Annotated in this window: 24 protein-coding genes and 1 tRNA gene; 17 read left to right on the plus strand and 8 right to left on the minus strand. The window is 70.9% G+C overall.

The genetic code is table 11. The annotated features are described in order from the left end of the window. Positions 1-28: 28 nt before the first annotated feature. Positions 29-718, minus strand: coding sequence for a DUF6766 family protein (locus ACLBXX_RS11395; RefSeq protein WP_447658105.1), 690 nt, complete (start codon positions 716-718; stop codon positions 29-31). Then, entirely contained in the window at positions 715-840 is a 126-nt protein-coding gene (locus tag ACLBXX_RS11400; protein ID WP_447658106.1) for a hypothetical protein, read from the minus strand. The genes ACLBXX_RS11395 and ACLBXX_RS11400 overlap by 4 nt, the downstream gene beginning before the upstream one ends. Positions 841-1,063: 223 nt before the next feature. On the opposite strand from ACLBXX_RS11400, the gene ACLBXX_RS11405 reads away from it, so the two are divergent. Further along, entirely contained in the window at positions 1,064-1,369 is a 306-nt protein-coding gene (locus ACLBXX_RS11405; RefSeq protein WP_447658107.1) for an NIPSNAP family protein, read from the plus strand. A 115-nt stretch (positions 1,370-1,484) separates the two neighbouring features. Beyond that, a complete protein-coding gene (locus tag ACLBXX_RS11410; RefSeq protein WP_447658108.1) occupies positions 1,485-2,402 on the plus strand; it encodes an NADP-dependent oxidoreductase in 918 nt (305 codons plus the stop codon). A gap of 56 nt (positions 2,403-2,458) precedes the next feature. On the opposite strand, the gene ACLBXX_RS11415 is transcribed toward ACLBXX_RS11410, so the two are convergent. The 3 genes from ACLBXX_RS11415 to ACLBXX_RS11425 form a co-directional block, all read right to left on the minus strand. Continuing rightward, complete coding sequence (locus tag ACLBXX_RS11415; RefSeq protein WP_447658109.1) at positions 2,459-3,040, minus strand: VanZ family protein; 582 nt, start codon at positions 3,038-3,040, stop codon at positions 2,459-2,461. An 81-nt stretch (positions 3,041-3,121) separates the two neighbouring features. Then, a tRNA-Arg gene (locus tag ACLBXX_RS11420) sits at positions 3,122-3,197 on the minus strand. Positions 3,198-3,241: 44 nt separating this feature from the next. Continuing rightward, on the minus strand, positions 3,242-4,066 hold the full coding sequence (locus ACLBXX_RS11425) for an SGNH/GDSL hydrolase family protein (protein ID WP_447658110.1): 825 nt from the start codon (positions 4,064-4,066) through the stop codon (positions 3,242-3,244). A gap of 161 nt (positions 4,067-4,227) precedes the next feature. Here ACLBXX_RS11425 and ACLBXX_RS11430 point away from each other — a divergent pair, with 161 nt between their 5' ends. The 11 genes from ACLBXX_RS11430 to ACLBXX_RS11480 all read left to right on the plus strand — a co-directional run bounded on the left by ACLBXX_RS11430 (position 4,228) and on the right by ACLBXX_RS11480 (position 19,470). Further along, entirely contained in the window at positions 4,228-5,082 is an 855-nt protein-coding gene (locus ACLBXX_RS11430; RefSeq protein ID WP_387146448.1) for a transglutaminase-like domain-containing protein, read from the plus strand. Between the two features lie 45 nt (positions 5,083-5,127). After that, positions 5,128-6,795, plus strand: coding sequence for an arginine--tRNA ligase (locus tag ACLBXX_RS11435; protein WP_447658111.1), 1,668 nt, complete (start codon positions 5,128-5,130; stop codon positions 6,793-6,795). A 2-nt stretch (positions 6,796-6,797) separates the two neighbouring features. Further along, on the plus strand, positions 6,798-7,616 hold the full coding sequence (locus ACLBXX_RS11440) for an LmeA family phospholipid-binding protein (RefSeq protein WP_447658112.1): 819 nt from the start codon (positions 6,798-6,800) through the stop codon (positions 7,614-7,616). Between the two features lie 149 nt (positions 7,617-7,765). Beyond that, complete coding sequence (lysA, locus tag ACLBXX_RS11445) at positions 7,766-9,214, plus strand: diaminopimelate decarboxylase (RefSeq protein WP_447658113.1); 1,449 nt, start codon at positions 7,766-7,768, stop codon at positions 9,212-9,214. Then, positions 9,211-10,524 (plus strand): homoserine dehydrogenase, encoded by a 1,314-nt coding sequence (locus ACLBXX_RS11450; protein ID WP_375872893.1) that lies wholly within the window; start codon positions 9,211-9,213, stop codon positions 10,522-10,524. The genes lysA and ACLBXX_RS11450 overlap by 4 nt, the downstream gene beginning before the upstream one ends. Positions 10,525-10,548: 24 nt before the next feature. Continuing rightward, entirely contained in the window at positions 10,549-11,637 is a 1,089-nt protein-coding gene (gene thrC / locus ACLBXX_RS11455) for a threonine synthase (RefSeq protein WP_447658114.1), read from the plus strand. Then, positions 11,634-12,581 carry a homoserine kinase gene (gene thrB / locus ACLBXX_RS11460; RefSeq protein WP_310289620.1) on the plus strand — a complete coding sequence of 316 codons (948 nt, stop codon included), beginning with the start codon at positions 11,634-11,636 and terminating at the stop codon, positions 12,579-12,581. Before thrC ends, thrB begins: the two co-directional genes overlap by 4 nt. Positions 12,582-12,784: 203 nt before the next feature. Continuing rightward, the gene (rho, locus tag ACLBXX_RS11465; protein WP_447658115.1) at positions 12,785-14,995 is read left to right on the plus strand and encodes a transcription termination factor Rho; all 2,211 of its coding nucleotides are present in this window, start codon (positions 12,785-12,787) and stop codon (positions 14,993-14,995) included. 6 nt (positions 14,996-15,001) lie between these two features. Further along, the gene (gene prfA / locus ACLBXX_RS11470; protein WP_447658116.1) at positions 15,002-16,081 is read left to right on the plus strand and encodes a peptide chain release factor 1; all 1,080 of its coding nucleotides are present in this window, start codon (positions 15,002-15,004) and stop codon (positions 16,079-16,081) included. Between the two features lie 128 nt (positions 16,082-16,209). Next, positions 16,210-16,608, plus strand: a complete 399-nt coding sequence (locus ACLBXX_RS11475; RefSeq protein WP_310289626.1) for a phage holin family protein — start codon at positions 16,210-16,212, stop codon at positions 16,606-16,608. Between the two features lie 72 nt (positions 16,609-16,680). Beyond that, a complete protein-coding gene (locus ACLBXX_RS11480; RefSeq protein ID WP_447658117.1) occupies positions 16,681-19,470 on the plus strand; it encodes an ATP-binding protein in 2,790 nt (929 codons plus the stop codon). Between the two features lie 122 nt (positions 19,471-19,592). Here the strand turns inward: ACLBXX_RS11480 and epsC are convergent, their stop codons facing one another. The 3 genes from epsC to cysK (ACLBXX_RS11495) form a co-directional block, all read right to left on the minus strand. Next, on the minus strand, positions 19,593-20,177 hold the full coding sequence (gene epsC / locus ACLBXX_RS11485) for a serine O-acetyltransferase EpsC (protein ID WP_387146468.1): 585 nt from the start codon (positions 20,175-20,177) through the stop codon (positions 19,593-19,595). Beyond that, the gene (cysK, locus tag ACLBXX_RS11490) at positions 20,174-21,127 is read right to left on the minus strand and encodes a cysteine synthase A (protein ID WP_447658118.1); all 954 of its coding nucleotides are present in this window, start codon (positions 21,125-21,127) and stop codon (positions 20,174-20,176) included. Before cysK (ACLBXX_RS11490) ends, epsC begins: the two co-directional genes overlap by 4 nt. Positions 21,128-21,218: 91 nt before the next feature. After that, entirely contained in the window at positions 21,219-22,157 is a 939-nt protein-coding gene (gene cysK / locus ACLBXX_RS11495) for a cysteine synthase A (protein WP_310289633.1), read from the minus strand. 140 nt (positions 22,158-22,297) lie between these two features. Here cysK (ACLBXX_RS11495) and prmC point away from each other — a divergent pair, with 140 nt between their 5' ends. The 4 genes from prmC to ACLBXX_RS11515 are packed head-to-tail and all read left to right on the plus strand — an operon-like array spanning position 22,298 to position 25,694. Beyond that, positions 22,298-23,176, plus strand: coding sequence for a peptide chain release factor N(5)-glutamine methyltransferase (gene prmC / locus ACLBXX_RS11500; protein ID WP_447658119.1), 879 nt, complete (start codon positions 22,298-22,300; stop codon positions 23,174-23,176). 57 nt (positions 23,177-23,233) lie between these two features. Further along, the gene (locus ACLBXX_RS11505; protein WP_447658120.1) at positions 23,234-23,989 is read left to right on the plus strand and encodes an L-threonylcarbamoyladenylate synthase; all 756 of its coding nucleotides are present in this window, start codon (positions 23,234-23,236) and stop codon (positions 23,987-23,989) included. After that, entirely contained in the window at positions 23,986-25,194 is a 1,209-nt protein-coding gene (locus ACLBXX_RS11510; RefSeq protein WP_447658121.1) for an MraY family glycosyltransferase, read from the plus strand. Before ACLBXX_RS11505 ends, ACLBXX_RS11510 begins: the two co-directional genes overlap by 4 nt. Beyond that, a complete protein-coding gene (locus tag ACLBXX_RS11515; protein ID WP_387146486.1) occupies positions 25,191-25,694 on the plus strand; it encodes a hypothetical protein in 504 nt (167 codons plus the stop codon). Before ACLBXX_RS11510 ends, ACLBXX_RS11515 begins: the two co-directional genes overlap by 4 nt. Position 25,695 lies beyond the last annotated feature (1 nt).

Below are 25,695 nucleotides of genomic sequence, written 5' to 3' on the forward strand. Positions count from 1 at the left end.
GTGCCAGGCCGCGCCGCGATGAAACCGGTCAGTCGCTTCCCACGGACGACTCGCGATGCGGCGCGCCGACCCGTTTGGACTCGCTCGACCCGCGCTGCCGCAGGAAGATCGACAGCGCGATCATCGCCCCCACGGCGAGGAACTCGGACTGCCAGTTCTGGAGTGTCCGGTTCCAGAAGTCGGGTGTGCCGAGGTACTCCAGCCACGTGATCGCCGGCGCGCCGTGCTCCTGGTTCTCCGTGTTCATCACGACCGTGCCGGCGAGTGACTGCGCGAACCACGACAGCACGAAGACCGCTCCCATCACCAGCAGCAGCGAGTTCGAGAAGATCGTGAGACGGATGCCGCGCACCCGCGCCCACGCGGGGGAGTCGGGTCGTGCGTGGTCGGCGACGAGCTGCTCCTCGTCGCTGCCCGGCCCCTCGTCGCCCGGCTTCTTGGACTCCGGCGAGCCGCGCTGCACCAGCCAGATGGTCGCGGCGATGAACAGGGTGAACTGCAGGAACTCCGACTGCCAGTTCTCGGCGACGTCGACGACGAAGTCCGAACTCGTCAGGTAGGCGCCGAACCCGAGCGGTGCGAGCCCGTGCTCCTGCAGACGTTCGTTGCTCTCCAGGAAGCCCGCGATGGACTGGCCGGCGAGCGCCACCAGGAACAGTGCGCCGAACGCGAGGCTCAAGCCGTTGTCTCGGAGCGGGCGGATTCGGCGCACGCTCATCGTCCCACCAGCGGGATGGCGATCATGTACGCGAGGCCTGCGGTGAGGAACACGATCCATGACCAGAACACGATCGCCTCGCCGCGGGTGTCGTCCGTCTCATCGGGTGCGGAATCAACCACGTCCGGCTCCTCTCGTGCGGCCAGTATCACGCGATGCCGTCACAGCCTGCGTCGGTGCGGGACGCAGAGGAACGGGCTTGACAGCGGTGCGCGGACGACCCGCGCGACTCTGCCAACTTCTCGAGCTTTCTCCGCCGGCTTTGCGCGCGGGACCCTCGATCGTCGTCCCGGGTGCTTCTCGTCCGTGAGACTCGTGGGTACGGCTGAGCGCAAAGGACCTTCGATGATCACTGTTCATCTTCGCTACGAGATCGACCCCGACAAGCTCGACGAGTTCACCGAGTACGGCCGCACGTGGATCCGACTCGTCAACAAGCTCGGCGGCACCCACCATGGGTACTTCATGCCCAGCGAGGGCGACAGCGACGAGGCGTTCGCGCTGTTCACCTTCCCGTCGCTCGCCGAATACGAGGTCTACCGGAACGCCTCGAGATCGGACCCGGAGTGCCAGCAGGCGTTCGAGCTCGCGCGAGCAACCGGGTGCATCCGTCGATACGAGCGCCGCTTCCTGTCTCCCGTCTTCTCTTGATCGTCGGCGCCTTCTCGTTGCGCGCGAACCCGTAGCCGTGCAGGGTGGCAGAGGATCACGGAAGGTGCAAGGGATCAGCCCGGGCGCACCTGGCCCGCGAACAGGGAGGTTGCGAATGAAGGCGATCGTCGCGACGGATCGGTCCGCGGAGGCGGCCGGCATCACGCTCATGGACGTGCCGGAGCCGTCGCCGGCGATCAACGACGTGGTCGTCGAGGTGCACGCGTCCGGATTCGTGCCGGCGGAGTGGGAGTGGTCCTCGACGTGGATTGATCGATCGGGCAACGACCGGGTCCAGCCGATCATCGGTCACGAGTTCGCCGGGGTGGTCACGGCGCTCGGCTACGGCACGACGGGCCTCTCCGTCGGACAGCGGGTGTTCGGCATCACGGACTGGCATCGCGACGGCACCCTGGCCGAGCACGCGGCTGTGGAATCGCGCAACCTCGCTCCGCTACCGGGAGACGTCGCCTTCACCGTCGGCGCCGGCCTCCCGATCTCCGGGCTGACGGCGTGGCAGGGCCTCTTCCCGCACGGACGACTCCAGCCCGGCCAGACGATCCTCGCCCACGGCGCCGCGGGTGCCGTCGGAGCATTCGTCACACAGCTCGCGCGCGAGTTCGGCGCCTACGTCATCGGTACCGGGCGCGGAAAGGACCGACAGGCGGCGCTCGACCTCGGCGCCCACGAGTTCCTCGATCTGGACACCGAGGACCTCGCCGACATCGGTGGGGTCGACGTCGTCTTCGACGTCATCGGCGGAGACGTCCAGGAGAAGTCCGCCCGCCTCATCCGCCCCGGCGGGGCGCTGGTGTCCGTCGTAGGCCCCGTGGAGGCTCGTCCGGTCGACGGGCGCGCCATCGACTTCGTCGTGGAATCCATCCCCGGGCAGCTGACCGAGATCGCCCGACGGGTGCGCGACGGTCGCCTGCGCCCGCACATCGGCACGATCGCCTCCCTCGACGACGCGGTCACCGCACTCCACCCCGCCACCCGCCGACACGGCAAGACGGTCATCCGCCTGCGCCCCTGAAGCCTGCAGGGGCGGGCCGTGCGGACTGCGTCAGCCCGCACGCCGACGAGCCGGATTCAGTGCTCCGGGTTCGGGCGTTCCACGACGACGTCACGCTGGGGTCCGTAGTGGAGCGGCGACACGACGAACGCGACCACGGCCGTGAGCGCGAGCGCACAGACGATCACACAGATGCGAGTCATGACGGCGGCCGTGCGCTCGCCGGCGCTTCGGCGCACGGCGACGAAGACCGCCCACCCGACGAGGGCGCCTGCCGTGTTGACGACGAGGTCGGTGGTATCGAAGCTGCCCGTCGAGATGAGGTGCTGAACCGTCTCGAGCAGGAGGCTCGCGCCCAGCGCGGCGACGCCCGCCTTCCACCACGACCAGGTCGGGGCGAGCGCCCCGATGAACAGCCCGAACGGCACGAAGAGCACGAGGTTGATCAGCAGTTCGACCGGCGTGCTCGCTCCGGCATCGCCGCTGGGCGCGAACGGAACGAGCTTGATCGGCCGGGCGAGCCCCGCGGCCTCACCGATCCACGGCACCTCGAGCTTCCACAGCACCACCCAGGTCAGGAGCGCCAGGTACACCGCGAACGCGACGATCACCGTGACGCGCGCGCGGCCCGACGGGCGCCCCTGGGGTGAAGTGGTCACAGCGCATCCTCTCGCGAGAAAGCAGAAGGACCGCGAGTCGTGATGACCCACGGTCCTTCTCACTACTTGTTGTGGTGGTGGTGGTGCCCCCGACAGGAATCGAACCTGCGACCTTTGGTACCGGAAACCAACGCTCTATCCCCTGAGCTACGGAGGCGTGCCGATCGAGACTACCATCCAGGCGCCCGTCGCCCCGCCACGTCAGGGCGCCGGGGGAGTGTCGTCGAGCGGTGCGTCGGCGACGATCGCAGGCTGCTGCTCCATGCGCTCGATGGCCGTCGCGACACGGTCGGCGAGGTAGGCGTGGCCGCCGGTCGAGGGGTGGTCGCGCCCGATGGGTCCGGTGTCGATGACGTCGAAGTAGTTCGCGTCGGTGATCCAGTCCTCCGTGATGGGGGAGATGTACCACCAGCCGCGTGCGCCCGCGAGCTCGGCCAGGTCGGCGTCGATCTTCCGGGTTGCGTCCTGCACGGGCAGCACCTGCGGCGACGGACCGAGGATCACGATCTCGGCGTCGGGGTAGAGAGCCTCGAGGGCGTCCCACGCGGCGGTGACGGCATCCCGGTATCGGGCCGGATAGAGCTTGCGGTCGTTGATCGACCCCTCGACGATGATCACGTCGGGATCGAGCGCCGGATCCAGGGCGGCGATGCGCTCGCCGTAGGCGGGGCCGTCGAGGCCGGGCTTGAGGTAGCCGCTGCCGCGGACGCCGTCCACGACGGTCTCGACGCCGAGCTCGTCGGCGAGGAGGTACGCGAAGCCGAGCGTCGGCACGGTCGCGGCCGAGCCGTAGACCCACGAGTCCCCGAAGACGAGAACACGTGCGTCCTCTTCCAGCACCAGGGGAGCGGGAGGGACGGATGCTGCGACCGCCGGCTCGCCCTGGGCGACTGCCGCCGGTGCCAGCGGTTCGGGCGCACCCCACGGACGCAGAACGGCCACCGCGCACACCGCAGCGACGGCCAGCGTGGCGCCCACCAGGGGCAGCCACAGCTTCCGGGCTCGGGTACCGCCGGGCGCGTGCATAGAGAGAGGGTAAGTCATGCATCGACGAGGTCTTCCCACGGGCCGTGAACTGGGGAAAAGAGGGGCCTGATCCTGAGGGTTGGAACCGCTTCCAGAACACTCGCAGCAAGAGGTTGTCAACCCCGCACGATCAAGCCCTCGCGGCATGCGAGGATACTTCGGTGCAACGCGTCGTGACCGCTGAGATGGACCTCGAATTGGGGGCATCCGTCGACCTCATCTTCCAGATCGCAGCCGCCCAGGCGGTGCCGATCTCGAGTGAGCATCTGACGTTCACCCAGGGCGATCGCGTGTACACCCCGACCGAGATCGTCGACCAGTCCGGAAGCAGGCTGCACCGCCTCACGGGCGAGCCCGGGCACCTCGAGATCCGCTACGAGGCGACCGTCGACGGGCAGGCCGCGAGCAACCGCACGAGCGATCTCGAAGCCATCACCTATCTGCGCCCGAGCCGGTACGCGCAGTCCGACGAGGTGTTCCAGCAGGCCCGTCGCCAGTTCAAGGGGCTCTCGGGCCACGACCTCATCGCGGCGGTGTCGGAGTTCGTCTCGACGAGCACCACGTATACGCCCGGTCTCAGCCAGGGCACGGACAGTGCGGTCACGACCCTCATGACGGGCCAGGGCGTCTGCCGCGACTACGCGCACGTCGTCATCGCTCTCCTGCGCGCGATGGACATGCCGGCGCGTTATGCCGCGTGCTTCGCGCCGGGGCTTCGCCCGATGGACTTCCACGCCGTGGCCGAGGCCTACCTCGACGGCGCCTGGTACGTCATCGACGCGACGCGCCTCTCGAACCGCAACTCGCTGGTGCGCATCGCGACGGGTCGCGACGCCGCCGACTGCGCGTTCCTCAGCTACCACGGCGGCTACGTCGGTCTCAAGCGCCTGCGCGTCGACGCGTGGGTGGTCCCAGAGGCCGCGACCCTCGACGGACTGGACACCCTGCCCGAAGTGCTGCCCGAGGCATCCGATCCCGCCGCCGACGACTTCGGCGCGCTGGTGCAGATCTCCTGACCCGCGCAGGGGCGGAGCGGGCCGCGCCCGTAGACTTGACGGGCTATGAATCCCGAAGCCCTCTCCGCCGCCCTGCTCGCCGTCGTCGCCCCGCTCGCGGAGGCGCGACGACCCGGTGCGGCGGAAGGGCTCACGGTCGCCGATCTGCCGCTCGAGCGGCCGAAGAACCGCGACCACGGCGACTGGGCCTCGAATGCGGCGCTCAAGCTCGCGAAGGCGGTCGGCGCCAACCCCCGCGAGTTCGCCGCCGACATCGCGGCCGGTCTCGCGCAGGTGGACGGCATCGCGGACGTCGAGATCGCCGGACCCGGCTTCATCAACATCCGATTGGATGCCGCCGCCGCCGGCGCGCTCGCGAAGACCATCGTCGATGCGGGCGCGGCGTTCGGGACGAACGAGTCGCAGCGGGGCAACACGATCAACCTCGAGTTCGTCAGCGCCAACCCGACGGGGCCGATGCACATCGGCCACACCCGCTGGGCCGCCCTCGGCGACTCGATGGCGCGCCTGCTCCTCGCGAGCGGTGCGACGCTCGTCCGCGAGTTCTACGTCAACGACGCCGGCGCGCAGATGGACCGGTTCGGCCGCTCCGTGCTCGCCGCCTCCAAGGGCGAGCCGACCCCCGAGGACGGCTACCCGGGTTCGTACATCGACGACCTGGCGCAGCGGGTGCTCTCGGCGGTGCCCGAGCTGCCGACGCTGCCGGAGGACGAGCAGCTGCGGATCGCTCGCGACCGCGCCTACGAGCTCCAGCTCGGCGACCTGCAGTCGTCGCTCGAGAAGTTCAACGTGCACTTCGACGTCTTCTTCAGCGAGCGCACGCTCCACGCGAAGGGGTCGGACGGCGAGCCGAGCCTCGTGGACGAGGCCGTCGACCGCCTGCGCGAGCAAGGCCACGTGTTCGACGACGAGGGTGCCGTGTGGGTGCGCACCACGGACTTCGGCGACGACAAGGATCGCGTCATCCGTCGCTCGAACGGCGAGTACACCTACTTCGCGGCCGACGCGGCGTACTACCTCAACAAGGGCGATCGCGGCTTCGCGCACAAGATCTACCTGCTCGGTGCCGACCACCACGGCTACGTGCACCGCCTCAAGGCGCTCGCCGGTGCGGCCGGCGACGACCCCGAGAAGGACATAGAGGTGCTCATCGGGCAGCTCGTGTCGGTCAACGGCGCACGGCTCTCGAAGCGCGCGGGCAACATCATCGAGCTCGACGACCTGCGGGACTGGATCGGCACCGACGCCCTGCGCTATTCGCTCGCGCGCTACCCCGCGGACTCGCCGCTGACGCTCGACCCCGAGATCCTGCGCAAGCGCACCAACGACAACCCCGTCTTCTACGTGCAGTACGCCCACGCGCGCACGCACAACGTCGCGCGGAACGCGCACGGCTCGGGCGTCGACCGCTCCGAGTTCGCCCCCGAGCTGCTGACCCACGAGACCGAGTCGGCACTTCTCGGCGCGCTGCAGGAGTTCCCGCGCATCGTCGCGTTCGCCGCCGAGGTGCGCGAGCCGCACCGCGTCGCTCGGTACCTCGAGGAGCTCGCGGGGCTCTACCACCGCTGGTACGACAACTGCCGCGTGATCCCGCTGGGCGACGAGCCCGTCGAGTCGGTGCACCGCACCCGTCTGTGGCTCAACGACGCCACCGGCCAGGTGCTGCGCAACGGGCTCGATCTTCTGGGTGTCACCGCACCGGAACGGATGTAGCAATGGCCAGAGGCGACACGCAGGCGACCGAACCGATCCCCGACGGGACGCTGTCCACGGCACCGGCGCAGCCGCGTCGCGTCTGGCCGTGGATCGTGGCGTTCGCGATCGTCGCCGCGCTCGCCGTGGCCGCGTGGTTCGCCGCCGAGGCGATCGCCCGGCAGATCGTGACCGGCGTCGTCCGCGACCAGGTGCGCACCCAGCTGTCGCTGCCCGCCGACCACCCGGTGGACGTCGACGTCGCCGGCGCCGTCATCCCGCAGCTCATCTCCGGCTCCATCGACGACCTCACGATCGCCTCGGACGATGTCACGCTCGGCGGTGTCACCGGTGATGTGACCGTGACGGCGCACGATGTCGCCGTGCGCGGCACCGGAGAGATGAGCGGCGCGACGGCGACCGTCTCGCTCGACGAGTCGCAGCTGCGCACACTGCTCGCGACGGTCGAGGGCTTCCCCGCCGACACCGTGGGGCTCGCCGCGCCGAACGTGACGATGTCGATCGATCTGCAGCTGTTCGGTGTGTCCATCCCGGTCGGCGTCGCGCTGGCGCCGGCCGCGGCGGACGGCGCCATCGTCCTGTCGCCCGCGGCGTTCCGCCTCGGCGAATCGGAGGTGACCGCCGACGCCCTGCGGAGCCAGTTCGGGGGTCTCGCCGACATCGTCCTGCGCGAGTGGAACGTATGCATCGCGCAGTACCTGCCATCCGGGGTGACCCTCACCTCCGTGGAGGTGATCGGCGACGTGCTCGTCGCCGACTTCGACGTCGACGGGGCCATCGCCACCGATCCGGCGCTGCAGGAGAACGGCACCTGCGCCTGAACAGCCGCAGGGCGTCACACGGCGCGGGGCCTCGGAGCCGTGTGCCCTAGACTGCTACCACCGCCAGGCGCGTGACCCCCTCCGGCCTGGCAGAGCCGCACCCGGACTCCCGGACGGCCAGCGTCGAAGCTCCCACCGATTGGTCCACCGTGTCCGCCGACCCGCACCACCGTTCCGTCGCTCCCGCGTGGCTCGAGCGCCCCGACGACGCGAACGGGCTCGCCCCGGCCGTCTGGCCGGCGGCTGCGGCGCGTGGTGCCGACGGCGTGCTGGAGCTCGGCGGCATCCCTGCCACCGCCCTGCGTGAGCGGTTCGGCACGCCTCTGTATGTCGTGGACGAGGACGAGGTGCGCGCGACCGCCCGCCGCACGCTCGACGCCTTCCGCGCGGCTGCGGCGCTGCACGGTGTTCAGGCCCGCGTCTACTACGCCGGCAAGGCGTTCCTCAGCACAGAGGTCGTGCGCTGGGTCACCGAAGAGGGGCTCGCGGTCGACGTGTGCAGCGGCGGAGAACTCGCCGTCGCCCTCGCGGCGGGCGCCGATCCCGCGCGACTGGGCTTCCACGGCAACAACAAGTCGGTGGCCGAGCTCGAGCGGGCCGTCGAGGTCGGCATCGGCTCGATCGTCATCGACAGCCTCATCGAGATCGAGCGTCTCGCGGCGATCGTCGAGCGCCGCGGAGCGACGCAGGCGGTGCTGCTGCGGGTCAACAGCGGCGTACACGCCGAGACGCACGACTTCCTCGCGACGGCTCACGAAGACCAGAAGTTCGGCTTCACGCTGACGGATGCCCCGGCCGCCGTCGCCCGCATCCGCGAGCTCGCCGGGCTCGAGTTCGTGGGCCTGCACTGCCACATCGGCTCGCAGATCTTCGGCACCGCCGGGTTCGAGGAGTCCGCCGCCCGCCTGGTCGAACTGCACGCCGAGCTCCGCGAAGGCGGCGAGCTGCCGGTCCTGAACCTCGGTGGCGGGTTCGGCATCGCCTACACGTCGGTCGACGACCCCACTCCGATCGAGCAGCTCGCGCTGGGCATCGCCGAGTCGGTCGCCCGGCAGTGCGAGGTGCGCGGCATCCCCATGCCGAACCTGGCGTTCGAGCCGGGCCGTGCCATCGTCGGCCGCGCGGGCGTGACCCTGTACGAAGTGGGCACGACCAAGCCCGTCGCGCTCGAGGGCGGCGACACCCGCCTGTACGTGAGCGTCGACGGCGGCATGAGCGACAACGCCCGGCCGGCCCTCTACGGCGCGCAGTTCTCGGCCCGCATCGCGTCGCGCACCAGCGACGTCGAGCCGGCGCTCTCGCGCGTCGTGGGCAAGCACTGCGAGTCGGGCGACATCGTCGTCGACGCGGAGTATCTGCCCGGCGACGTCTCGCCCGGCGACCTGCTCGCCGTGCCGGCGACCGGCGCGTACTGCTTCTCGCTCTCGAGCAACTACAACTACGTCCCCCGCCCGCCCGTCGTGGCGCTGCGTGGGGGAGAGGCTCGCGTCATCGTGCGCGGCGAGACGATCGACGATCTCCTCGCCCGCGACGCCGGCCTCAGCACCGTGCGCGACGGGCGCGAGCTCGCCGGCGCACCGACGGAAGGGATCGCATGACCGACTACCGCCGACTCCGCGTCGCACTGCTGGGAGCCGGAGCCGTCGGCTCGCAGGTCGCCGCGCTGCTGCGTCAGCACGCCGACGAGCTCGCCGACCGCGCGGGTGCACGACTGGAGCTGGTGGGCATCGCGGTGCGCGACGTCGACGCCAAGCGCGAGACCGACCTGCCGCGCGAGCTCTTCACCACCGACGCGGACTCGCTCATCGTCGGCTCCGACATCGTCATCGAGCTCATGGGCGGCATCGAGCCGGCGCGCGAGTACCTGCTCCACGCGATCAACTCGGGCGCCGACATCGTGACGGCCAACAAGGCGCTCCTCGCGACGCACGGCCCCGAGATCTTCGACGCCGCCGACCAGGTGGGTGCGGAGGTCTACTACGAGGCGGCCGCCGCGGGCGCGATCCCGATCATCCGTCCGCTGCGCGACTCACTCGCCGGCGACCGCGTCCAGCGCATCATGGGCATCGTCAACGGCACCACCAACTACATCCTCGACCGGATGGACACCGAGGGCGCCGAGTTCGCCGACGTGCTCGCCGACGCGCAGCGCCTCGGCTACGCCGAGGCAGACCCGACGGCCGACGTCGAGGGCTACGACGCCGCGCAGAAGGCGGCGATCCTCGCCAGCCTCGCGTTCCACACCACGGTGCCGCTCGATGCGGTGCACCGCGAGGGCATCACGGCGATCGACAAGTCGATGATGGATGCCGCGCGCCACGCCGGGTACGTCATCAAGCTGCTCGCCGTCTGCGAGCGCCTGACCGAGGCATCCGGTGAATCCATCTCGGTGCGCGTCTACCCGGCGCTCATCGACCGCGCGCACCCGCTCGCGAGCGTGCACGGCGCCAACAACGCCGTGTTCGTGCAGGCCGAGGCCGCCGGAAACCTCATGTTCTACGGTGCGGGCGCCGGTGGCGTGCAGACCGCATCGGCGGTGCTCGGCGATGTCGTGTCGGCGGCGCGCCGCCACATCGCCGGCGGCGTCGGCGTCGGCGAGTCGACGCTCGCGAACCTGCCGATCGTCCCCGTCGGACGCGTCACCACGCGCTACCAGATCACGCTCGAGGTCGATGACCAGCCGGGCGTGCTGGCCACGGTCGCGGGCATCCTGAGCGAGGGACGCGTGTCGATCGCAACAGTCGAGCAGACCGTCGTCGAGTCGGCCGAGGGCGAGAGCGGCGTGGCGCGACTGGTGATCGGCACGCACAAGGCTCTGGAACAGGACCTGAGCGAGACGGTCGACCGCCTCGCCGCGAGCGGCGTCGTCGAGCGCGTCGTCTCGGTGCTGCGCGTCGAAGGCAATTGAAGACTTTTCTGAAGGAGAACTGACATGGCACACGTTTGGCGCGGAGTCCTCCGCGAGTACGCAGATCGTCTGGGCGTCACGGATGCCTCGACCGTGGTCACCCTCGGGGAGGGCGGCACGCCGCTCCTGCCCGCCCCCGCGCTGTCGCGCCGCACCGGCACCGACGTGTGGGTGAAGTTCGAGGGCATGAACCCCACGGGCTCGTTCAAGGACCGCGGCATGACCGTCGCCGTCTCGCGCGCGATCGAGCATGGCGCGAAGGCCGTCATCTGCGCCTCCACCGGCAACACGTCCGCCTCGGCGGCCGCGTACGCCGCCCACGCCGGCATCACCGCCGCGGTGCTCGTGCCCGAGGGCAAGATCGCCATGGGCAAGCTCAGCCAGGCCGTGGCGCACAACGGCCGTCTCATCCAGATCCGCGGCAACTTCGACGACTGCCTCGAGATCGCTCGCGAGCTCGCCGACAACTACCCGGTGCACCTCGTCAACTCGGTCAACCCCGACCGCATCGACGGTCAGAAGACCGCCGCGTACGAGGTCGTCGAGCAGCTGGGCGATGCCCCCGACTTCCACTTCATCCCGGTCGGCAACGCGGGCAACTACACCGCGTACACGCGGGGCTACCGTGAAGAGGCCGAGGCCGGAGTCTCGACCCGCGTGCCTCGCATGTTCGGCTTCCAGGCCGCCGGCTCGGCACCGCTCGTCAGCGGCGAGGTCGTGAAGAACCCGGAGACGGTGGCCAGCGCCATCCGCATCGGCAACCCGGCGTCGTGGGACCTCGCCCTCGAGGCCCGCGCGGCGACCGACGGGTACTTCGGCGCCATCGACGACGACCGCATCCTCGCGGCGCAGAAGCTCCTCGCGGGCGAGGTCGGCATCTTCGTCGAACCTGCGTCGGCCATCAGCGTCGCCGGTCTCCTCGACCGCGTCGAGGCCGGCATCGTGCCCCAGGGCGCGCGCGTCGTGCTCACGGTCACCGGCCACGGCCTCAAGGACCCGCACTGGGCGCTGCGCAACGCCGACGGCTCGGAGGTCGAGCCCACCGTGGTCGACGCCACGACGTCGGAGGTGGCATCCGTCCTGGAGCTCGCTCCCGCGGCGGCGACCGCGTGAACGCAGCCGTCGCTCCGGCTCCCGGCCGCCGCGTGGTGGTGCGGGTTCCGGCGACGAGCGCCAACCTCGGACCCGGGTTCGACACCCTCGGTCTCGCGCTGAGCGTGTACGACGAGCTCGACGTCACGGCGCTGCCGGAGGGCGAGCTCGAGATCGAGGTCGAGGGCGCCGGTGCGGACGACGTGCCGCGCGACGCCTCGCACCTCGTGGTGCGGGCGATCGCGTACGCGTACGAATCGGTCGGGCGACGGATGCCGGGGCTCCGCCTGGTCGCCAAGAACGTGATCCCGCACGGACGCGGCCTCGGCTCGTCCGGCGCGGCGGTCGTCTCGGGCCTCTTGGCCGCCAAGGGGCTGCTCGAGGGCGACGTCGAGCTCGGACCCGATGCCCTGCTCCGTCTCGCGACCGAGCTCGAGGGCCACCCCGACAACGTCGCGCCGGCGCTGTTCGGCGGCCTCACCATCGCGTGGGTGGACGAGGACGGCCCGCAGCACAAGAAGCTGCTCGTGCACCGCGGCGTATCGCCGCTCGTCTTCGTGCCGACCTTCACGATGTCGACCGAGCTCGCGCGCAGCCTTCAGCCGATGCATGTGCCGCGGGAGGACGCCGTGTTCAACGTCTCGCGCTCCGCGCTCCTGATCGCGGCGCTCACGCAGAGCCCCGAGCTGCTGCAGGCGGCGACGGAGGACAAGCTGCACCAGAACTACCGCGCGAGCGCCATGCCCGAGACCGACGGTCTTGTGCGGGCGCTGCGCGCGGCAGGCTTCGCGGCGGTCGTGTCGGGGGCGGGACCGAGCGTGCTCGTGCTCGCCGACGGCCCGGGACGACGCCTCGAGGCGGCGGCGCTCGCAGGCGCCGCGACCGACACCCCGTGGGAGGCGCTCATGCTCGCCGTCGACTTCAAGGGTGGTACAGTGAGGGAGTACGCGGAGGGTTCCACGTAAGACGTGAATCTGGCCTCCGTCGCAAATCTGCGAAACCACCGCACGGCATTCTGACCTGCCGACGTCCGCTGAGCACCCTCGCGGTCCCTCACCCCGTCGGCGGGTGTTTCGACAGGCGTGACAACTGATCGAGACAGGCAGACGCCACCTGGCAGCGCCGTGCGATCGTGCACAATCGTTCCGTTTTTCACAAGGGAGAACTCGTGGAGTCCATCTCCGAGATCCACGCCGACGTTCCGGCCGACGAGCGCGCGGAAGCGCCCGAGGCCCAGGCCGAGGCCGTGGCTGAGGAAGCCGTCATCGAGGCTGTCGCGGCCGAGGTCGTCGCCGAAGAGGCCGTCGAGGTCGCTGAGGCGGCGGACGCCGTCGCCGACGAGGCCGTCGTCGAGGCGCTTGCCGCCGAAGAGGTCGCCGAGGAGGCTGTCGCCGAGGCGATCGTCGCCGAGGAGTCCGGTGACGCCGCCGCGGCTGAGGTCGCTGAGGAAGCGGCCGAGGAGGCCGTCGCCGAGGCGATCATCGCCGACGCCGTCGCCGAGGAGGCTGTCGCCGAGGCCTCTGTCGCGGACGCGGTCGCCGAGGAAGCGGTCGCCGAGGCCGTCGTCGCCGAGGTCGTGGCCGAAGAGGTCGTCGCCGAGGTCGTGGCCGCCGAAGCGGCTGCCGAGGCACCGGCCGAGGCGCCTGCTGCGCCCGCCAAGGCCCCGCGCAAGCGCGCTCCTCGCCGTGCGAAGAGCACCGACGTCCCGCCCGCCGAGCCCGCCGCGGAAGCACCGGCCGAAACGCCGGCCGAGGCACCCGCCGAGGCCGCACCGGCTGAGGCCGGCGAGCAGGCCGCGGAGGAGGCATCCGCCCCCGCTGAGGCGCCCGCCGCCGATGCAGACGCGCCCGCCGAGGGTGCCGAGGCGCCCGTCGAGTCCGCTGAGGGTGGCGAGCAGGCCGCTGAGGGCGAGGGCGCCGAGACGCCGTCGCGCAGCCGGAGCCGGAGCCGCAGCCGCAGCCGCAACCGCAACGCGCAGAACCAGAACGCCCAGGGCGGCCAGCCTGCGCAGGGCCAGAACGCGCAGGGCGGCCAGAACCAGAACGCCCAGCCCGTCGCGGAGCCGGCGAAGGCCGACACGCAGGACGACGAGCAGCAGGCCCAGGGCAACGGCCGCGGCCGCCAGCGCAACAAGCGCCGCGGCACGCAGGCCGCCGCGGGCGGCGACGAGTTCGAGACCGAGATCGGCGAGGACGACGTCCTCATCCCGATCGCGGGCATCCTCGATGTGCTCGACAACTACGCGTTCGTCCGCACCTCCGGCTACCTTCCCGGCCCGAGCGACGTCTACGTCTCGCTCGGCCAGGTGAAGAAGTACAACCTGCGCAAGGGCGATGCGGTCGTCGGCTCCATCAAGCAGCCGCGCGAGGGCGAGCAGTCCAGCCGTCAGAAGTACAACGCGCTGGTCAAGGTCGACGCGATCAACGGCCTGTCGGTCGACGACGCCGCCGCCCGTGTCGAGTTCGGCAAGCTGACGCCGCTCTACCCGCAGGAGCGCCTGCGCCTCGAGACCGCGCCCGAGAAGCTGACGCAGCGCATCATCGATCTCGTCGCGCCCATCGGCAAGGGCCAGCGCGGCCTCATCGTCGCGCCCCCGAAGGCGGGCAAGACGATCGTGCTGCAGCAGATCGCCAACGCGATCGCGATCAACAACCCCGAGGTCCACCTCATGGTCGTGCTCGTCGACGAGCGTCCCGAAGAGGTCACCGACATGCAGCGCACGGTGAAGGGCGAGGTCATCGCCTCGACCTTCGACCGCCCCGCCGAGGATCACACCACCGTCGCCGAGCTCGCCATCGAGCGCGCCAAGCGCCTCGTGGAGCTCGGTCGCGACGTCGTCGTGCTGCTCGACTCGATCACGCGCCTCGGCCGCGCCTACAACATCTCGGCGCCGACCTCGGGCCGCGTGCTCACCGGTGGTGTCGACGCGTCGGCGCTGTACCCGCCCAAGCGCTTCTTCGGCGCCGCGCGCAACATCGAGAACGGCGGATCGCTCACGATCCTCGCGACGGCCCTCGTCGAGACCGGCTCCAAGATGGACGACGTGATCTTCGAGGAGTTCAAGGGCACCGGCAACAGCGAGCTGCGCCTGAACCGCCAGCTCGCCGACAAGCGCATCTTCCCGGCCGTCGACGTCAACGCGTCGTCCACGCGCCGTGAAGAGATGCTGCTGTCGCCCGACGAGGTCAAGATCACCTGGAAGCTCCGCCGCGCGCTGGCCGGCCTCGAGCCCCAGCAGGCCCTCGAGGTCGTGCTCGGCAAGCTCAAGGAGACGCAGTCGAACGTCGAGTTCCTGGTGCAGATGCAGAAGTCGATCCCGGCGCCCGCCAACGGGCACGGCGGCGGACGCAGCCACGATCACGACAACAGCATCCGCTGATCCTCGATGTTCGAGTCCGTCAAGGGACTGATCGACGAGCACCGCGCGGTCCAGGAGGAGCTCTCGGACCCCGCGGTGCACGCCGATGCGGCGCGCGCCAAGCGGGTCAACCGGCGCTACGCCGAGCTTTCGCGCATCGTGAAGGCCCACGAGGACTGGGTGGCGGCATCCGATGATCTGGATGCCGCCCGCGAACTCGCCCGTGAGGACGACGCGTTCGCGGCCGAGGTGCCGGCCCTCGAGACCGGGCTGGCCGAGGCGCAGGAGCGCCTGCGTCGCCTGCTGATCCCGCGCGACCCCGACGACGCGCGCGACGTGATCATGGAGATCAAGCAGGGTGAGGGCGGCGCCGAGAGCGCGCTGTTCGCGGCCGATCTGCTGCGGATGTACATCCAGTACGCGGCCTCCAAGGGCTGGAAGACCGAGCTCCTCGAGCGCAACGAGTCCGACCTCGGCGGCTACAAGGACGTCCAGGTCGCGATCAAGGGCTCCTCCTCCGACCCGGCACAGGGCGTGTGGGCGCACCTGAAGTACGAGGGCGGCGTGCACCGCGTGCAGCGCGTGCCGGCGACCGAGTCGCAGGGGCGGATCCACACCTCGACAACCGGGGTTTTGGTGTTCCCGGAGGTCGACGAGCCCGAAGAGATCCACATCGACCCGAACGACCTGAAGATCGACGTCTTCCGGTCGTCGGGTCCGGGCGGCCAGTCGGTCAACACGACCGACTCCGCGGTGCGCATCACCCACGTCCCGACGGGGATCGTGGTGTCGATGCAGAACGAGAAATCGCAGCTGCAGAACCGCGAGGCCGGCATGCGCGTGCTGCGGGCACGTCTCCTCGCCAAGCAGCAGGAGGAGCTGGATGCCGCGGCATCCGACGCCCGAAAGTCGCAGATCCGCGGCATGGACCGTTCCGAGCGCATCCGCACGTACAACTTCCCCGAGAACCGCATCGCCGACCACCGCACCGGCTACAAGGCCTACAACCTCGACCAGGTGATGGACGGCGCGCTCGAGCCCCTCATCGATTCGGCGATCACCGCCGACGAGGAAGCCCGTCTCGCGGCGCTCGGCTCCGACGACTGATCGCCTCGGCTGAGGCCGGGCATTCGCGTCGAGACGTGGGGCGCAGCCCTCGGTCTCGGCGCGAATCCCCGGTCTCGGCGTCCGTGGCGCTCGGCGGAATCCGGATGCTGCGCCGCTAGGCTTCGAGCGTGCTCACGCTGCTCATCCGCGCCCTCATCTTCCTGGTGTCGGCGGCGCTCGGCCTCATCGTGGCCGACCTGATCCTGGACGGGTTCTATCTGCACTGGAACGACTGGTGGGGGATCCTCCTCGCCGTCGTGATCTTCGCCGTGCTGCAGAGCATCCTCGCGCCGTGGCTGCTCAAGATCACGCGGCGGCACGCCAACGCGCTGATCGGGGGCATCGGACTGCTCTCGACGTTCGTGGCGCTGCTCATCGCGGTGCTCATCCCCGCGGCGGGCATCGGCATCGACGGCCCGGTCGCCTGGATCATCGGAACGCTCATCGTGTGGCTCGTGACCGCGCTCGCGACGTGGCTGCTGCCGCCGCTGTTCATCAAGAACAAGGTGCAGGACCGCCGCGGCTGACGCCCCAAGATAGGGATTCCTCCCGATCCGCCGGCCCGCCTCAGCCGCGAGGCTGGTGGGATGATGGGCGGTATGCAGATCGGCCGGGTGCCCCTCGTCGGCCGCCAGGCGGACCTCGACGCGCTGCGCGACGAGGTCGACGCCGTGGGCGCGGAAGGTCGCGCCGTGGTCGTGTCGGGTGACGCAGGGATGGGCAAGACCCGTCTGCTCCGGGATTTCAGTGAGAGCCTCACCGATGTGGTCGTCGTCCGGGGAGCCTCAGTCGACTCGGGTTCGGGCCCGGCACCGCTGACGGCGATCACCGACCTCTTGCGCGACCTCGTCGACGCCCTGGGCGTGGAGGCGGTGCGCACGGCAGCCGGTCCCGGCGCGGATGCGCTGGGCGTGCTGGTGCCGGTGCTCGCCGACAGCGCCGGCGACGCCGAGCGGCTCGCCGATGTCGTCGTCGAGCTGTTCTCGCAGCTGGCGCGCACGCACCGGCTGGTCGTCATCATCGAGGACCTCCACTGGGCCGACAGCACGACGTGCGACATCGCGGCGCGGCTGGTCCGCCGCGCGGCCGCGCTGCCGCTGTTCGTGCTGCTGTCGTACCGCACCGACGACGTCGGGCGGGCTCATCCGCTGCGCCCGGTGCTCGCCGAGCTCGACCGCGCGCGCCTGCTCACACACCGGCCTCTCGCGCGCCTCAGCCCCGCCGAAGTCGGCGCGCTCGCCACCGCGGTGCACGGCGACACGCTCGCGGCGGGCGTGCTGAACGACATCGCCGCCCGCAGCGACGGCATCCCGTTCTACGTCGAGGAGCTCGCGAGCTTCTCGGGCACGCGACTGCCGGTCTCACTGCGCGACGTCCTCCTGCTGCGCTACGAGCGATTGGATGCCGAGGCCCGCCGTTTCACGCGCGTGCTGGCGACCGGCGGGGTCGAGGTGGCGCACCCCGTCCTGCGCGACGTGTTCGACGGTGACGAGGCCGCCCTCGAGGACGCCGTGCGCAGCGCCGTCGACGCGCAGGTCGTCGTGATCCGCGACGACGCGTACGCGTTCCGTCACGCGCTCATGCAGGAGGCGGTCTACGCGGAGCTCCTCCCGACCGAGCGGACGCGCCTGCACACCGCCTACGCCGTGGCACTCGAGAACTCGGCTCCCACGGCCCGTGTCCTCGCGGACATCGCCCACCACTGGCGCGCGGCGCGCGTGCCCGACCGCGCGCTGGCCGCCGGAGTGGCGGCGCAGCGCGCCGCGAGCGTCGCGTCGGCGTGGTCGACGGCGGCCGAGGCGGGGGAGCGGGTGCTCGAGCTCTGGGACTCGGTCGCCGACCCCGAGGGGATCTGCGGGATGCCGCGGGCCGAGGTGCTGCGCCGCACCTCCGCCGCCCTCGTGTCGGCGAATCGGAACGATCGCGCCCTCGCGTTCGCGCGCGAGGCGGTGGCTCTCTGGCCCGAGGACGACGTCGTCGGGCGCGCCGCGATGCTCGGCGACCTCGCGACGATCGAGTTCCAGGCCGGGGTGTCGGACGGGGTCGAGAGCATCGAGCAGGCGCTGGCGATCCTGGGCGACGACCCGCGGCACGACGTGCAGCGCGCCGGCCTCCTGCTCAGCTCCGCGCGCGTGCACATGCTCAACGGGCGCCAGGAACTCGGCGCGGAGGTCGCCGCGCAGACACGAGCGACCGCTGAGGCTGCGGCCGCTGCAGGAGACCCCGCCGCGCGCGAGATCCTCGCGCAGGCGCTGCTCATCGCCGCGACGTGTCGCGCCAGCGTCGGCGATCCGGACGGCGTGAGCCTGTTCGAGGAGGCGCGCGCGCACGCGGACGGGTTCGTCCGCGCGATGATGCGGTTCTACATCAACTACTCGAACACCCTCATGCTGATCGGCCGCTACGAGGACGCCGTCGCCCTGGCGCGGGAGGGGCAGGAGTACGGCCGCACCCACGTGGCCGACCTCGGCCCGCTCGTGATGATCGAGGCCAACATGATCGAGGCGCACATCTACGCCGGCCGGCTGCGGGAGGCCGAGGAGCTCGGCGGCCTGCTCCCGATGGTCGAACCGGGCCTCTACTCCGCCTTCCTGCGTGAGCGGCTGGTGTGCCTGGCCATCTGGCGCGGGCGCATCGACGGCGCCGAGGCGGCCCTGGACGCCGCGCGTCTGGAGCTCGACATGTTCGGCGCGTACGAGTTCCAGACCCGCTTCGGCATGGCGTACGACCTCGGCGAGCTGGCGCTCGCCCGCGGAGACGCGCACGAAGCGCTCGCGCACGCGCGGCTGGCGTGGGAGACGCCCGCCGGCGGCGTGCTCGCGCTGCCGCTGACCGCGATCGCGGCCAGGGCGGTCGCGATGCTCCGCGAACGCGGCGAGGATGCCGACATCGAGCCCTATCGAGCCGTGCTCGCCGGGTTCGACGTCTGGCCGGTGACCCCGCTGTGGGCGGCCGTCTTCGCCGCCGAGCTCGGCGAAGGACCGTGGACCGCTGCGATCGACGCGATGGGACCCGCGTACATCCGCGCGTACGCGCGCGTGCGGCACGGCGAGGCGCTGCTCGCGGAGGGCGACCGCGCCGGCGCTCGCGAGGCGCTCGCGACGGCGGTGTCGTACGCCGAGGAACTCGGTGCCGACGGCCTCGCCGCGCGTGCGAACGCCCTGCTGACGGATGCCGGACTCACGGGCGACGCGTCGCGCTCACTGCTGACCGCCCGCGAGGAGCAGGTGCTCGAGCTGGTCGCCGAAGGGCTCAGCAACGGGCAGATCGCGGAACGGCTCTATATCAGCGTCAAGACGGTCTCCGTGCACGTGTCGGCGATCCTGCGCAAGCTCGAGGCGCCGTCGCGCACCGCCGCGGCAGCGATCTACCGCCGCAGCGCCGCGTAGGCAGGGACGACCCGCGGCGCCGAGCGATGCCGCGGGGCGCAGCTGGGCCCACGCGCCCACAGGCTCCGCGCGTCGCGCCAGCGACGTGTGGAGGGGGCGTGGGGACCGTCATCCGAGCCGCGTCAGATGTAGTACTCGGGCGTCGTCAGCAGGGCGCGGGTGTCGTCGCCGACGCGGCGGGCGCGCGGCTTCGCAGGCACGCCGACCAGCACGCTGTCGGCAGGCGCGTCCTTGGTGACGACCGCGTTCGCACCGATGACGGATCCGGCGCCGATCGTGATCGGGCCGAGGATCTTGGCGCCGGCGCCGACGGCGACGCCGTCCTCGATCGTGGGGTGGCGCTTGCCGCCCTCGCGCTGGCGGCCGCCGAGGGTGACGCCGTGGTAGAGCATGACGTCGTCGCCGACCTCGGCGGTCTCGCCGACCACGACGCCCATGCCGTGGTCGATGAAGAAGCGACGGCCGATCGTCGCACCGGGGTGGATCTCGATGCCCGTGAGCCACCGGGTGATCTGCGACCCGGCGCGCGCGACGAATCGGAAGTCCCGCGTCCACAGGGCGTGCCACACGCGGTGCGCCCAGATCGCGTGCAGTCCCGGGTACAGCACGGCGATCTCGAGGCCGCCGCGCGCCGCGGGGTCGCGCAGCTTCGCCGCGGCGATGTCCTCACGGGCCCGGGCGAAGAATCCGATGCGTTCGTCGGTCATTTGGTCTGGGCCTCCGGCTCGCGCAGGTGCTCGTACAGAGCGGTCGACAGGTAACGTTCGCCCGAGTCGGGCACGATCACGACGATGCGCTGCCCGGCGGCTTCGGGGCGTGCGGCGATCTGCAGCGCCGCCCACACGGCGGCACCGGCCGACATCCCGGCGAGGATGCCCTCGCGCGTGGCGAGCTCGCGCGCCACCGTGATGGCGTCATCGAACTCGACGTCGAAGATCTCGTCGACGACCGAGCGGTCGAGCACCTCGGGGACGAAGTTCGGTCCGATGCCCTGGATGCGGTGGCCGCCGGCGCGGCCCTCGGTCAGGACGGGGGAGTCCTTCGGCTCGACGAGGACGATCTTGACGTCGGGGTTGCGCTCCTTGAGCACCTGGCCGACGCCGGTGATCGTGCCGCCCGTACCCGAACCCGCGACGAACCAGTCCACGCGGCCCTCGGTGTCACGCCAGATCTCCTCGGCGGTGGTCTTGCGGTGGATCGCGGCGTTCGCCTCGTGCTCGAACTGGCGAGCGAGGATGGCGCCGGGGGTCTCGGCGACGATGCGCTGGGCCGTCTCGACCGCCTCGGTCATGCCCTTGTAGGGGTCTGTGAGCACGAGTTCGGCGCCGAAGGCCTTCAAGAGGGTGCGGCGCTCCTTCGACATCGAGGCGGGCATCGTCAGGATGACGCGGTACCCGCGCGCGGCGCCGATCAGCGCGAGCGAGATGCCGGTGTTGCCGCTCGTGGACTCGACGATCGTGCCGCCCGGGAGCAGCTCTCCCGCCGCCTCGGCGGCCTCGACGAGCGCGTAGCCCAGGCGGTCCTTGACCGAGGAGCCCGGGTTGTAGAACTCGAGCTTCGCGAGCACCTCCGCGCCGAGGCCCTGGGTGAGCGCGTTGAGCCGCACGAGCGGCGTCTCGCCGAAGGCGGTGGTGATGTCGGAATGGATGCCGGGCACGTGGAACTCCCTCGGATCAGCGGTGCGCGAAGACGGCGACGGCGCGCCGGCGCCCGAACGGGTCGGGGTGCCGGCGCGCCGTCGTGACGACTCAATCTTCGCGCAGATCCTCGAAGAGCGCGGTCGAGAGGTAGCGCTCGCCGGTGTCGGGGGTGACCACGACGATCTTCTTGCCGGCGTTCTCAGGGCGGGCTGCGATCTGGAGGGCGGCCCACACGGCGGCGCCGCTCGAGATGCCGACGAGGATGCCTTCCTGGGCGGCCAGGTCGCGCGAGGTCGAGATGGCGTCCTCGAACTCGACCGTGACGACCTCGTCGAACACGTCCGTGTCGAGGATCGGCGGCACGAAGTTCGGGCCGATGCCCTGGATCTTCGCCGGACCGGGGGTGCCGGTCGACAGCAGGGGCGACGCGGTCGGCTCGACGGCGACGACCTGCACCTCGGGCTTGCGCTCCTTGAGCACCTGGCCGACACCGGTGATGGTGCCGCCCGTGCCGACGCCGGCGACGAAGATGTCGACTTCGCCGTCGGTGTCGCGCCAGATCTCCTCGGCGGTGGTCTTGCGGTGGATCTGGCGGTTCGCCTCATTCTCGAACTGCTTCGCGAGGACGGCGCCCGGCGTCTCGGCGACGATGCGCTCGGCCTCGGCGACGGCGAGCTTCATGCCGCCCGCGGGGTCGGTGAGCACGAGCTCCGCGCCGAAGCGCTTGAGCAGCTGGCGGCGCTCGACGGACATGGACGAGGGCATGGTCAGGATGACCTTGTAGCCGCGCGCGGCGCCGACCAGGGCGAGCGCGATGCCGGTGTTGCCACTGGTGCCCTCGACGATGGTGCCGCCCGGCTTCAGCGCACCGGCGGCCTCAGCGGCATCGACGATCGCGATGCCCAGACGGTCCTTGACGCTGGAGCCCGGGTTGTAGAACTCGAGCTTGGCGAGCACCTCGGCGCCGGAGCCGTTGGTCACGCGGTTGAGGCGGACGAGCGGGGTGTTGCCGAAAGCAGCGGTGATGTCGGAGTGGATGCCGGGCATGTCGGGCCTTTCACGGGGTTCACGGCGGATCGTGCCCCAGCCTAGGGTGACCCTTTCGCTGTGAGTCCTTCTGTGACGAAGGCCTGGCCGCGCCCCGGTACCCTGACCGTCGCCGAGCCGGGCCTAAAGTGGATGCGGTCATGGCTTCTCCCGACGATTCCCCCCTGCTCTCCGATGCCCTCCGCCGCGCCGCCGCGCGTCTGGCCGAGGTCGGCGTGACCGACCCGTCCGTCGACACCGAGCTGCTCGCCGCCTTCGTGCTCGGCTCCGGGCGCGGGGGAGTGCAGGCGGCCGCGATCCGCGGCGATCGCCTGACCGCCTCCGACGCTGCCCGCCTCGACGAGCTGGTCACCCGCCGCGCCACCCGCGAACCGCTGCAGCACATCATCGGGACGGCGCCCTTCCGCCACCTGGAGCTGCGGGTCGGCCCCGGCGTGTTCGTGCCGCGACCGGAGACCGAGGTGGTCGCGCAGCTGGCGATCGACGCGCTGCGGGCCGCAGCATCCGCCTCTCCCATCGCGGTGGATCTCGGCACCGGCAGCGGCGCGATCGCCCTCGCCATGGCGACCGAGGTGCCGCACGCGCGGATCTACGCCGCCGAGAACTCCGTCGACGCCTTCGTGTGGACGAAGGAGAACTTCGCGCACGTCGGCGCCGACAACGCGACGCTCGCCTTCATCGACCTCGCCCACGCCTTCCCGGAGCTCGACGGCACGGTCTCGGTGGTGGCATCCAATCCTCCGTATGTTCCGGATGCTGCGATCCCGCGCGATCCGGAAGTCCGCTTCTTCGACCCGCCCGCGGCGCTGTACGGGGGAGAGGACGGCCTCGACGTCGTCCGCGTGCTGAGCGGCGTGGGCCTGCGCCTCGCGCACCCCGGCGGACTGATCGTGATCGAGCACGGCGAGTGGCAGGGCGAGGCGATCCGCGGGATCCTCGAGGCCGACGGCTGGCGTGCTGCCGCGACCCACCCCGACCTCACGATGCGCGACCGCGCGACCACCGCGCTGCGCCCCTGAGCGCGCCGCCGGCTCGGAGCGTTCGTCCGGGGCTTCACAACTAGACTGACGGGCGATATGTCCCCCATCTACGACTGCCGTGACGAGGCGCAGCTGCTCACCGGCATGCGCCAGGCGCGCCAGGCCATCGGCCGCGGCGAGCTCGTCGTCATCCCCACCGACACCGTCTACGGCGTCGCTGCCGACGCCTTCGACCACGCCGCCGTCGCGCGCCTGCTCGCGGCCAAGGGGCGCGGACGCCAGTCGCCGCCGCCCGTTCTCGTCGCAGGACTCACGACGCTGCGCGCGCTCGTGGCCGAGGTTCCCGAGCCGATCGAACGCCTCGTGGAGGCGTACTGGCCGGGTGGCCTCACCATCGTGCTGCCGTCGCAGCCGTCGCTGTCGTGGGACCTCGGCGAGACCCGCGGCACCGTCGCCGTGCGCATGCCGGCGCACCGCATCGCCCTCGAGCTCCTCGAAGAGACCGGTCCGCTCGCGGTCTCGAGCGCCAACCTCACCGGCATGGCGGCGGGCATCAGCGCCGAGGACGCGGAAGGGATGCTGAAGGACAGCGTCGCCGTCTATCTCGGCGACGGGCCGTCCAAGACCGGCATCCCCTCGACGATCATCGACGCGACGAGCCTCGTCGTCGGCGACGAGCCCCTGGTGCGCGTGCTGCGCGAGGGCGCGGTCAGCCGCGAACAGCTGCGCGACGTGCTCGGCGACCTCCTCGAGCCCGACCCGGGCTCCGAGCCCGAAGCCGACGCCCCGGTCACAGATACTCCGGCCGACGAGGCTGCGACGCCCGAGGCGCCGGAACCCGACCGCTCGTGAAGCAGTACGTCTTCACGATCCTCCTCACGGCGGCCGTCACCTTCGTCCTGTCGTGGGCGGTGTGGCGACTCAGCCTCAAGTACAAGCTGTATCCGGGCATCCGCGAACGCGACGTCCACAAGACGCCCACGCCGCGCCTCGGCGGCATCGCCATGTTCATCGGCGTGCTGGCGGCGTTCGCGGTGTCGTCGCAGCATCCGTATTTCTCCATCGTCTGGGCTCAGCCCCAGCAGATGTATGCCCTCCTCGGCGCGACCGCGCTCATCGTGGTCGTCGGCGTGCTCGACGACCTCTGGGATCTCGACTGGATGATCAAGCTGGGCGCGCAGTTCCTCGCGGCGGGCGTGATCGCGTGGTTCGGGCAGCTCCAGATCTACACGCTGCCGCTGGGCGGCATGACGATCTTCTCGAGCTGGGCGAGCTTCACCCTCACCGTCTTCTCGATCGTCGTCGTCATGAACGCGGTGAACTTCATCGACGGGCTCGACGGCCTCGTGGCCGGGGTGTGCCTGATCGCGAACGCGGTCTTCTTCGCGTACTCCTACATGGTGTTCCGCGACATCGGCTCGAGCACCTACTTCACGCTGTCCTCGCTGATCGCCGCCGTGCTCATCGGCGCGTGCATCGGGTTCCTCCCTCTCAACTGGAGCCCCGCGCGCCTGTTCATGGGCGACGCCGGCGCGCTGATGCTCGGCCTCCTGATGGCGTGCTCGGCGATCTCGATCACCGGCAACTTCGACCCGGCGATGATCGCCGACAACGACGCGTTCGGCCGTTCGCAGCTTCTCGGTGCGTTCATCCCGATCCTGCTTCCGGTCGTCGTCGTGCTGCTCCCGCTGCTCGACTTCGGCCTCGCCGTCGTGCGGCGCATGAGCAGGGGAAAGTCGCCGTTCTCGCCCGACCGCAAGCACCTGCACCACCGCATGCTCGACATGGGCCACACCGACCGCGACGCCGTGCTCATCTTCTACGCGTGGACGGCCCTCGTGAGCCTGTCGGTGCTGCTCATGTACATCGGCACGACCCTGCAGTGGCCGGGGGACTACCTCTTCGGCGTGTTCTACGGCGTCGTCGGCATCGCCGCATGCCTCGTCGTCACCCTCCTTCCCTCGCACCGCCGCCCGGTCGCCGCGGCGCCGGTCCCCTCCGAACCCGAACCCGAACCGCAGCCCGATCCCGCGCCCGCACAGGAGGACGCCCGATGAGCACCAGCCCGAACCCCCGAACCCCGATCTCCAGCACGCCGATCCTGCGCACCGTCCTGGTGTGGTCTGGCTCGGTCACCGCGATCCTCGCCGTCATCGGCGCGATCGTCGGCTTCCTCGTCGCCGGCACCACGGGCCTCTGGAGCGCCCTGGCCGGCGTCCTGGTCGCCGCGGTGTTCCTCGGCATCACCGGGGCGAGCATCCTCATCGCGAACCGGTGGTTCGGCGACCCGCTCTACGTGCCGATCTTCTTCGGCATCGTGATGGGCGGGTGGATCCTCAAGTTCGTCGTGTTCATCGTGATCCTCCTCGTCCTGCGCGGTCAGCCCTGGATCGAGCCCCAGGTGTTCTTCGTCGCGGCGGTCGTGAGCGTGCTCGCCTCGCTGGCGGTGGACGTCGTCGTGATGGTGCGCATGAGGGTGCCGCACGTGAGCGATGTGACGCTTCCGACCGACCCCGACGAGGGGGACAAGCGCGACGGGGAGCCCGGCGCGTCGTGAA

It is taken from the genome of Microbacterium sp. C23T (assembly GCF_053345975.1).

Excerpts from the sequence above, each read along its gene's own strand:
- ACLBXX_RS11395 (WP_447658105.1), bottom strand. The coding sequence starts at position 718 with ATGAGCGTGCGCCGAATCCGCCCGCTCCGAGACAACGGCTTGAGCCTC.
- ACLBXX_RS11405 (WP_447658107.1), top strand. The coding sequence starts at position 1,064 with ATGATCACTGTTCATCTTCGCTACGAGATCGACCCCGACAAGCTCGAC.
- ACLBXX_RS11410 (WP_447658108.1), top strand. The coding sequence starts at position 1,485 with ATGAAGGCGATCGTCGCGACGGATCGGTCCGCGGAGGCGGCCGGCATC.
- ACLBXX_RS11425 (WP_447658110.1), bottom strand. The coding sequence starts at position 4,066 with ATGCACGCGCCCGGCGGTACCCGAGCCCGGAAGCTGTGGCTGCCCCTG.
- ACLBXX_RS11435 (WP_447658111.1), top strand. The coding sequence starts at position 5,128 with ATGAATCCCGAAGCCCTCTCCGCCGCCCTGCTCGCCGTCGTCGCCCCG.
- ACLBXX_RS11440 (WP_447658112.1), top strand. The coding sequence starts at position 6,798 with ATGGCCAGAGGCGACACGCAGGCGACCGAACCGATCCCCGACGGGACG.
- ACLBXX_RS11450 (WP_375872893.1), top strand. The coding sequence starts at position 9,211 with ATGACCGACTACCGCCGACTCCGCGTCGCACTGCTGGGAGCCGGAGCC.
- thrC (WP_447658114.1), top strand. The coding sequence starts at position 10,549 with ATGGCACACGTTTGGCGCGGAGTCCTCCGCGAGTACGCAGATCGTCTG.
- prfA (WP_447658116.1), top strand. The coding sequence starts at position 15,002 with ATGTTCGAGTCCGTCAAGGGACTGATCGACGAGCACCGCGCGGTCCAG.
- ACLBXX_RS11480 (WP_447658117.1), top strand. The coding sequence starts at position 16,681 with ATGCAGATCGGCCGGGTGCCCCTCGTCGGCCGCCAGGCGGACCTCGAC.
- epsC (WP_387146468.1), bottom strand. The coding sequence starts at position 20,177 with ATGACCGACGAACGCATCGGATTCTTCGCCCGGGCCCGTGAGGACATC.
- cysK (WP_310289633.1), bottom strand. The coding sequence starts at position 22,157 with ATGCCCGGCATCCACTCCGACATCACCGCTGCTTTCGGCAACACCCCG.
- prmC (WP_447658119.1), top strand. The coding sequence starts at position 22,298 with ATGGCTTCTCCCGACGATTCCCCCCTGCTCTCCGATGCCCTCCGCCGC.
- ACLBXX_RS11505 (WP_447658120.1), top strand. The coding sequence starts at position 23,234 with ATGTCCCCCATCTACGACTGCCGTGACGAGGCGCAGCTGCTCACCGGC.
- ACLBXX_RS11515 (WP_387146486.1), top strand. The coding sequence starts at position 25,191 with ATGAGCACCAGCCCGAACCCCCGAACCCCGATCTCCAGCACGCCGATC.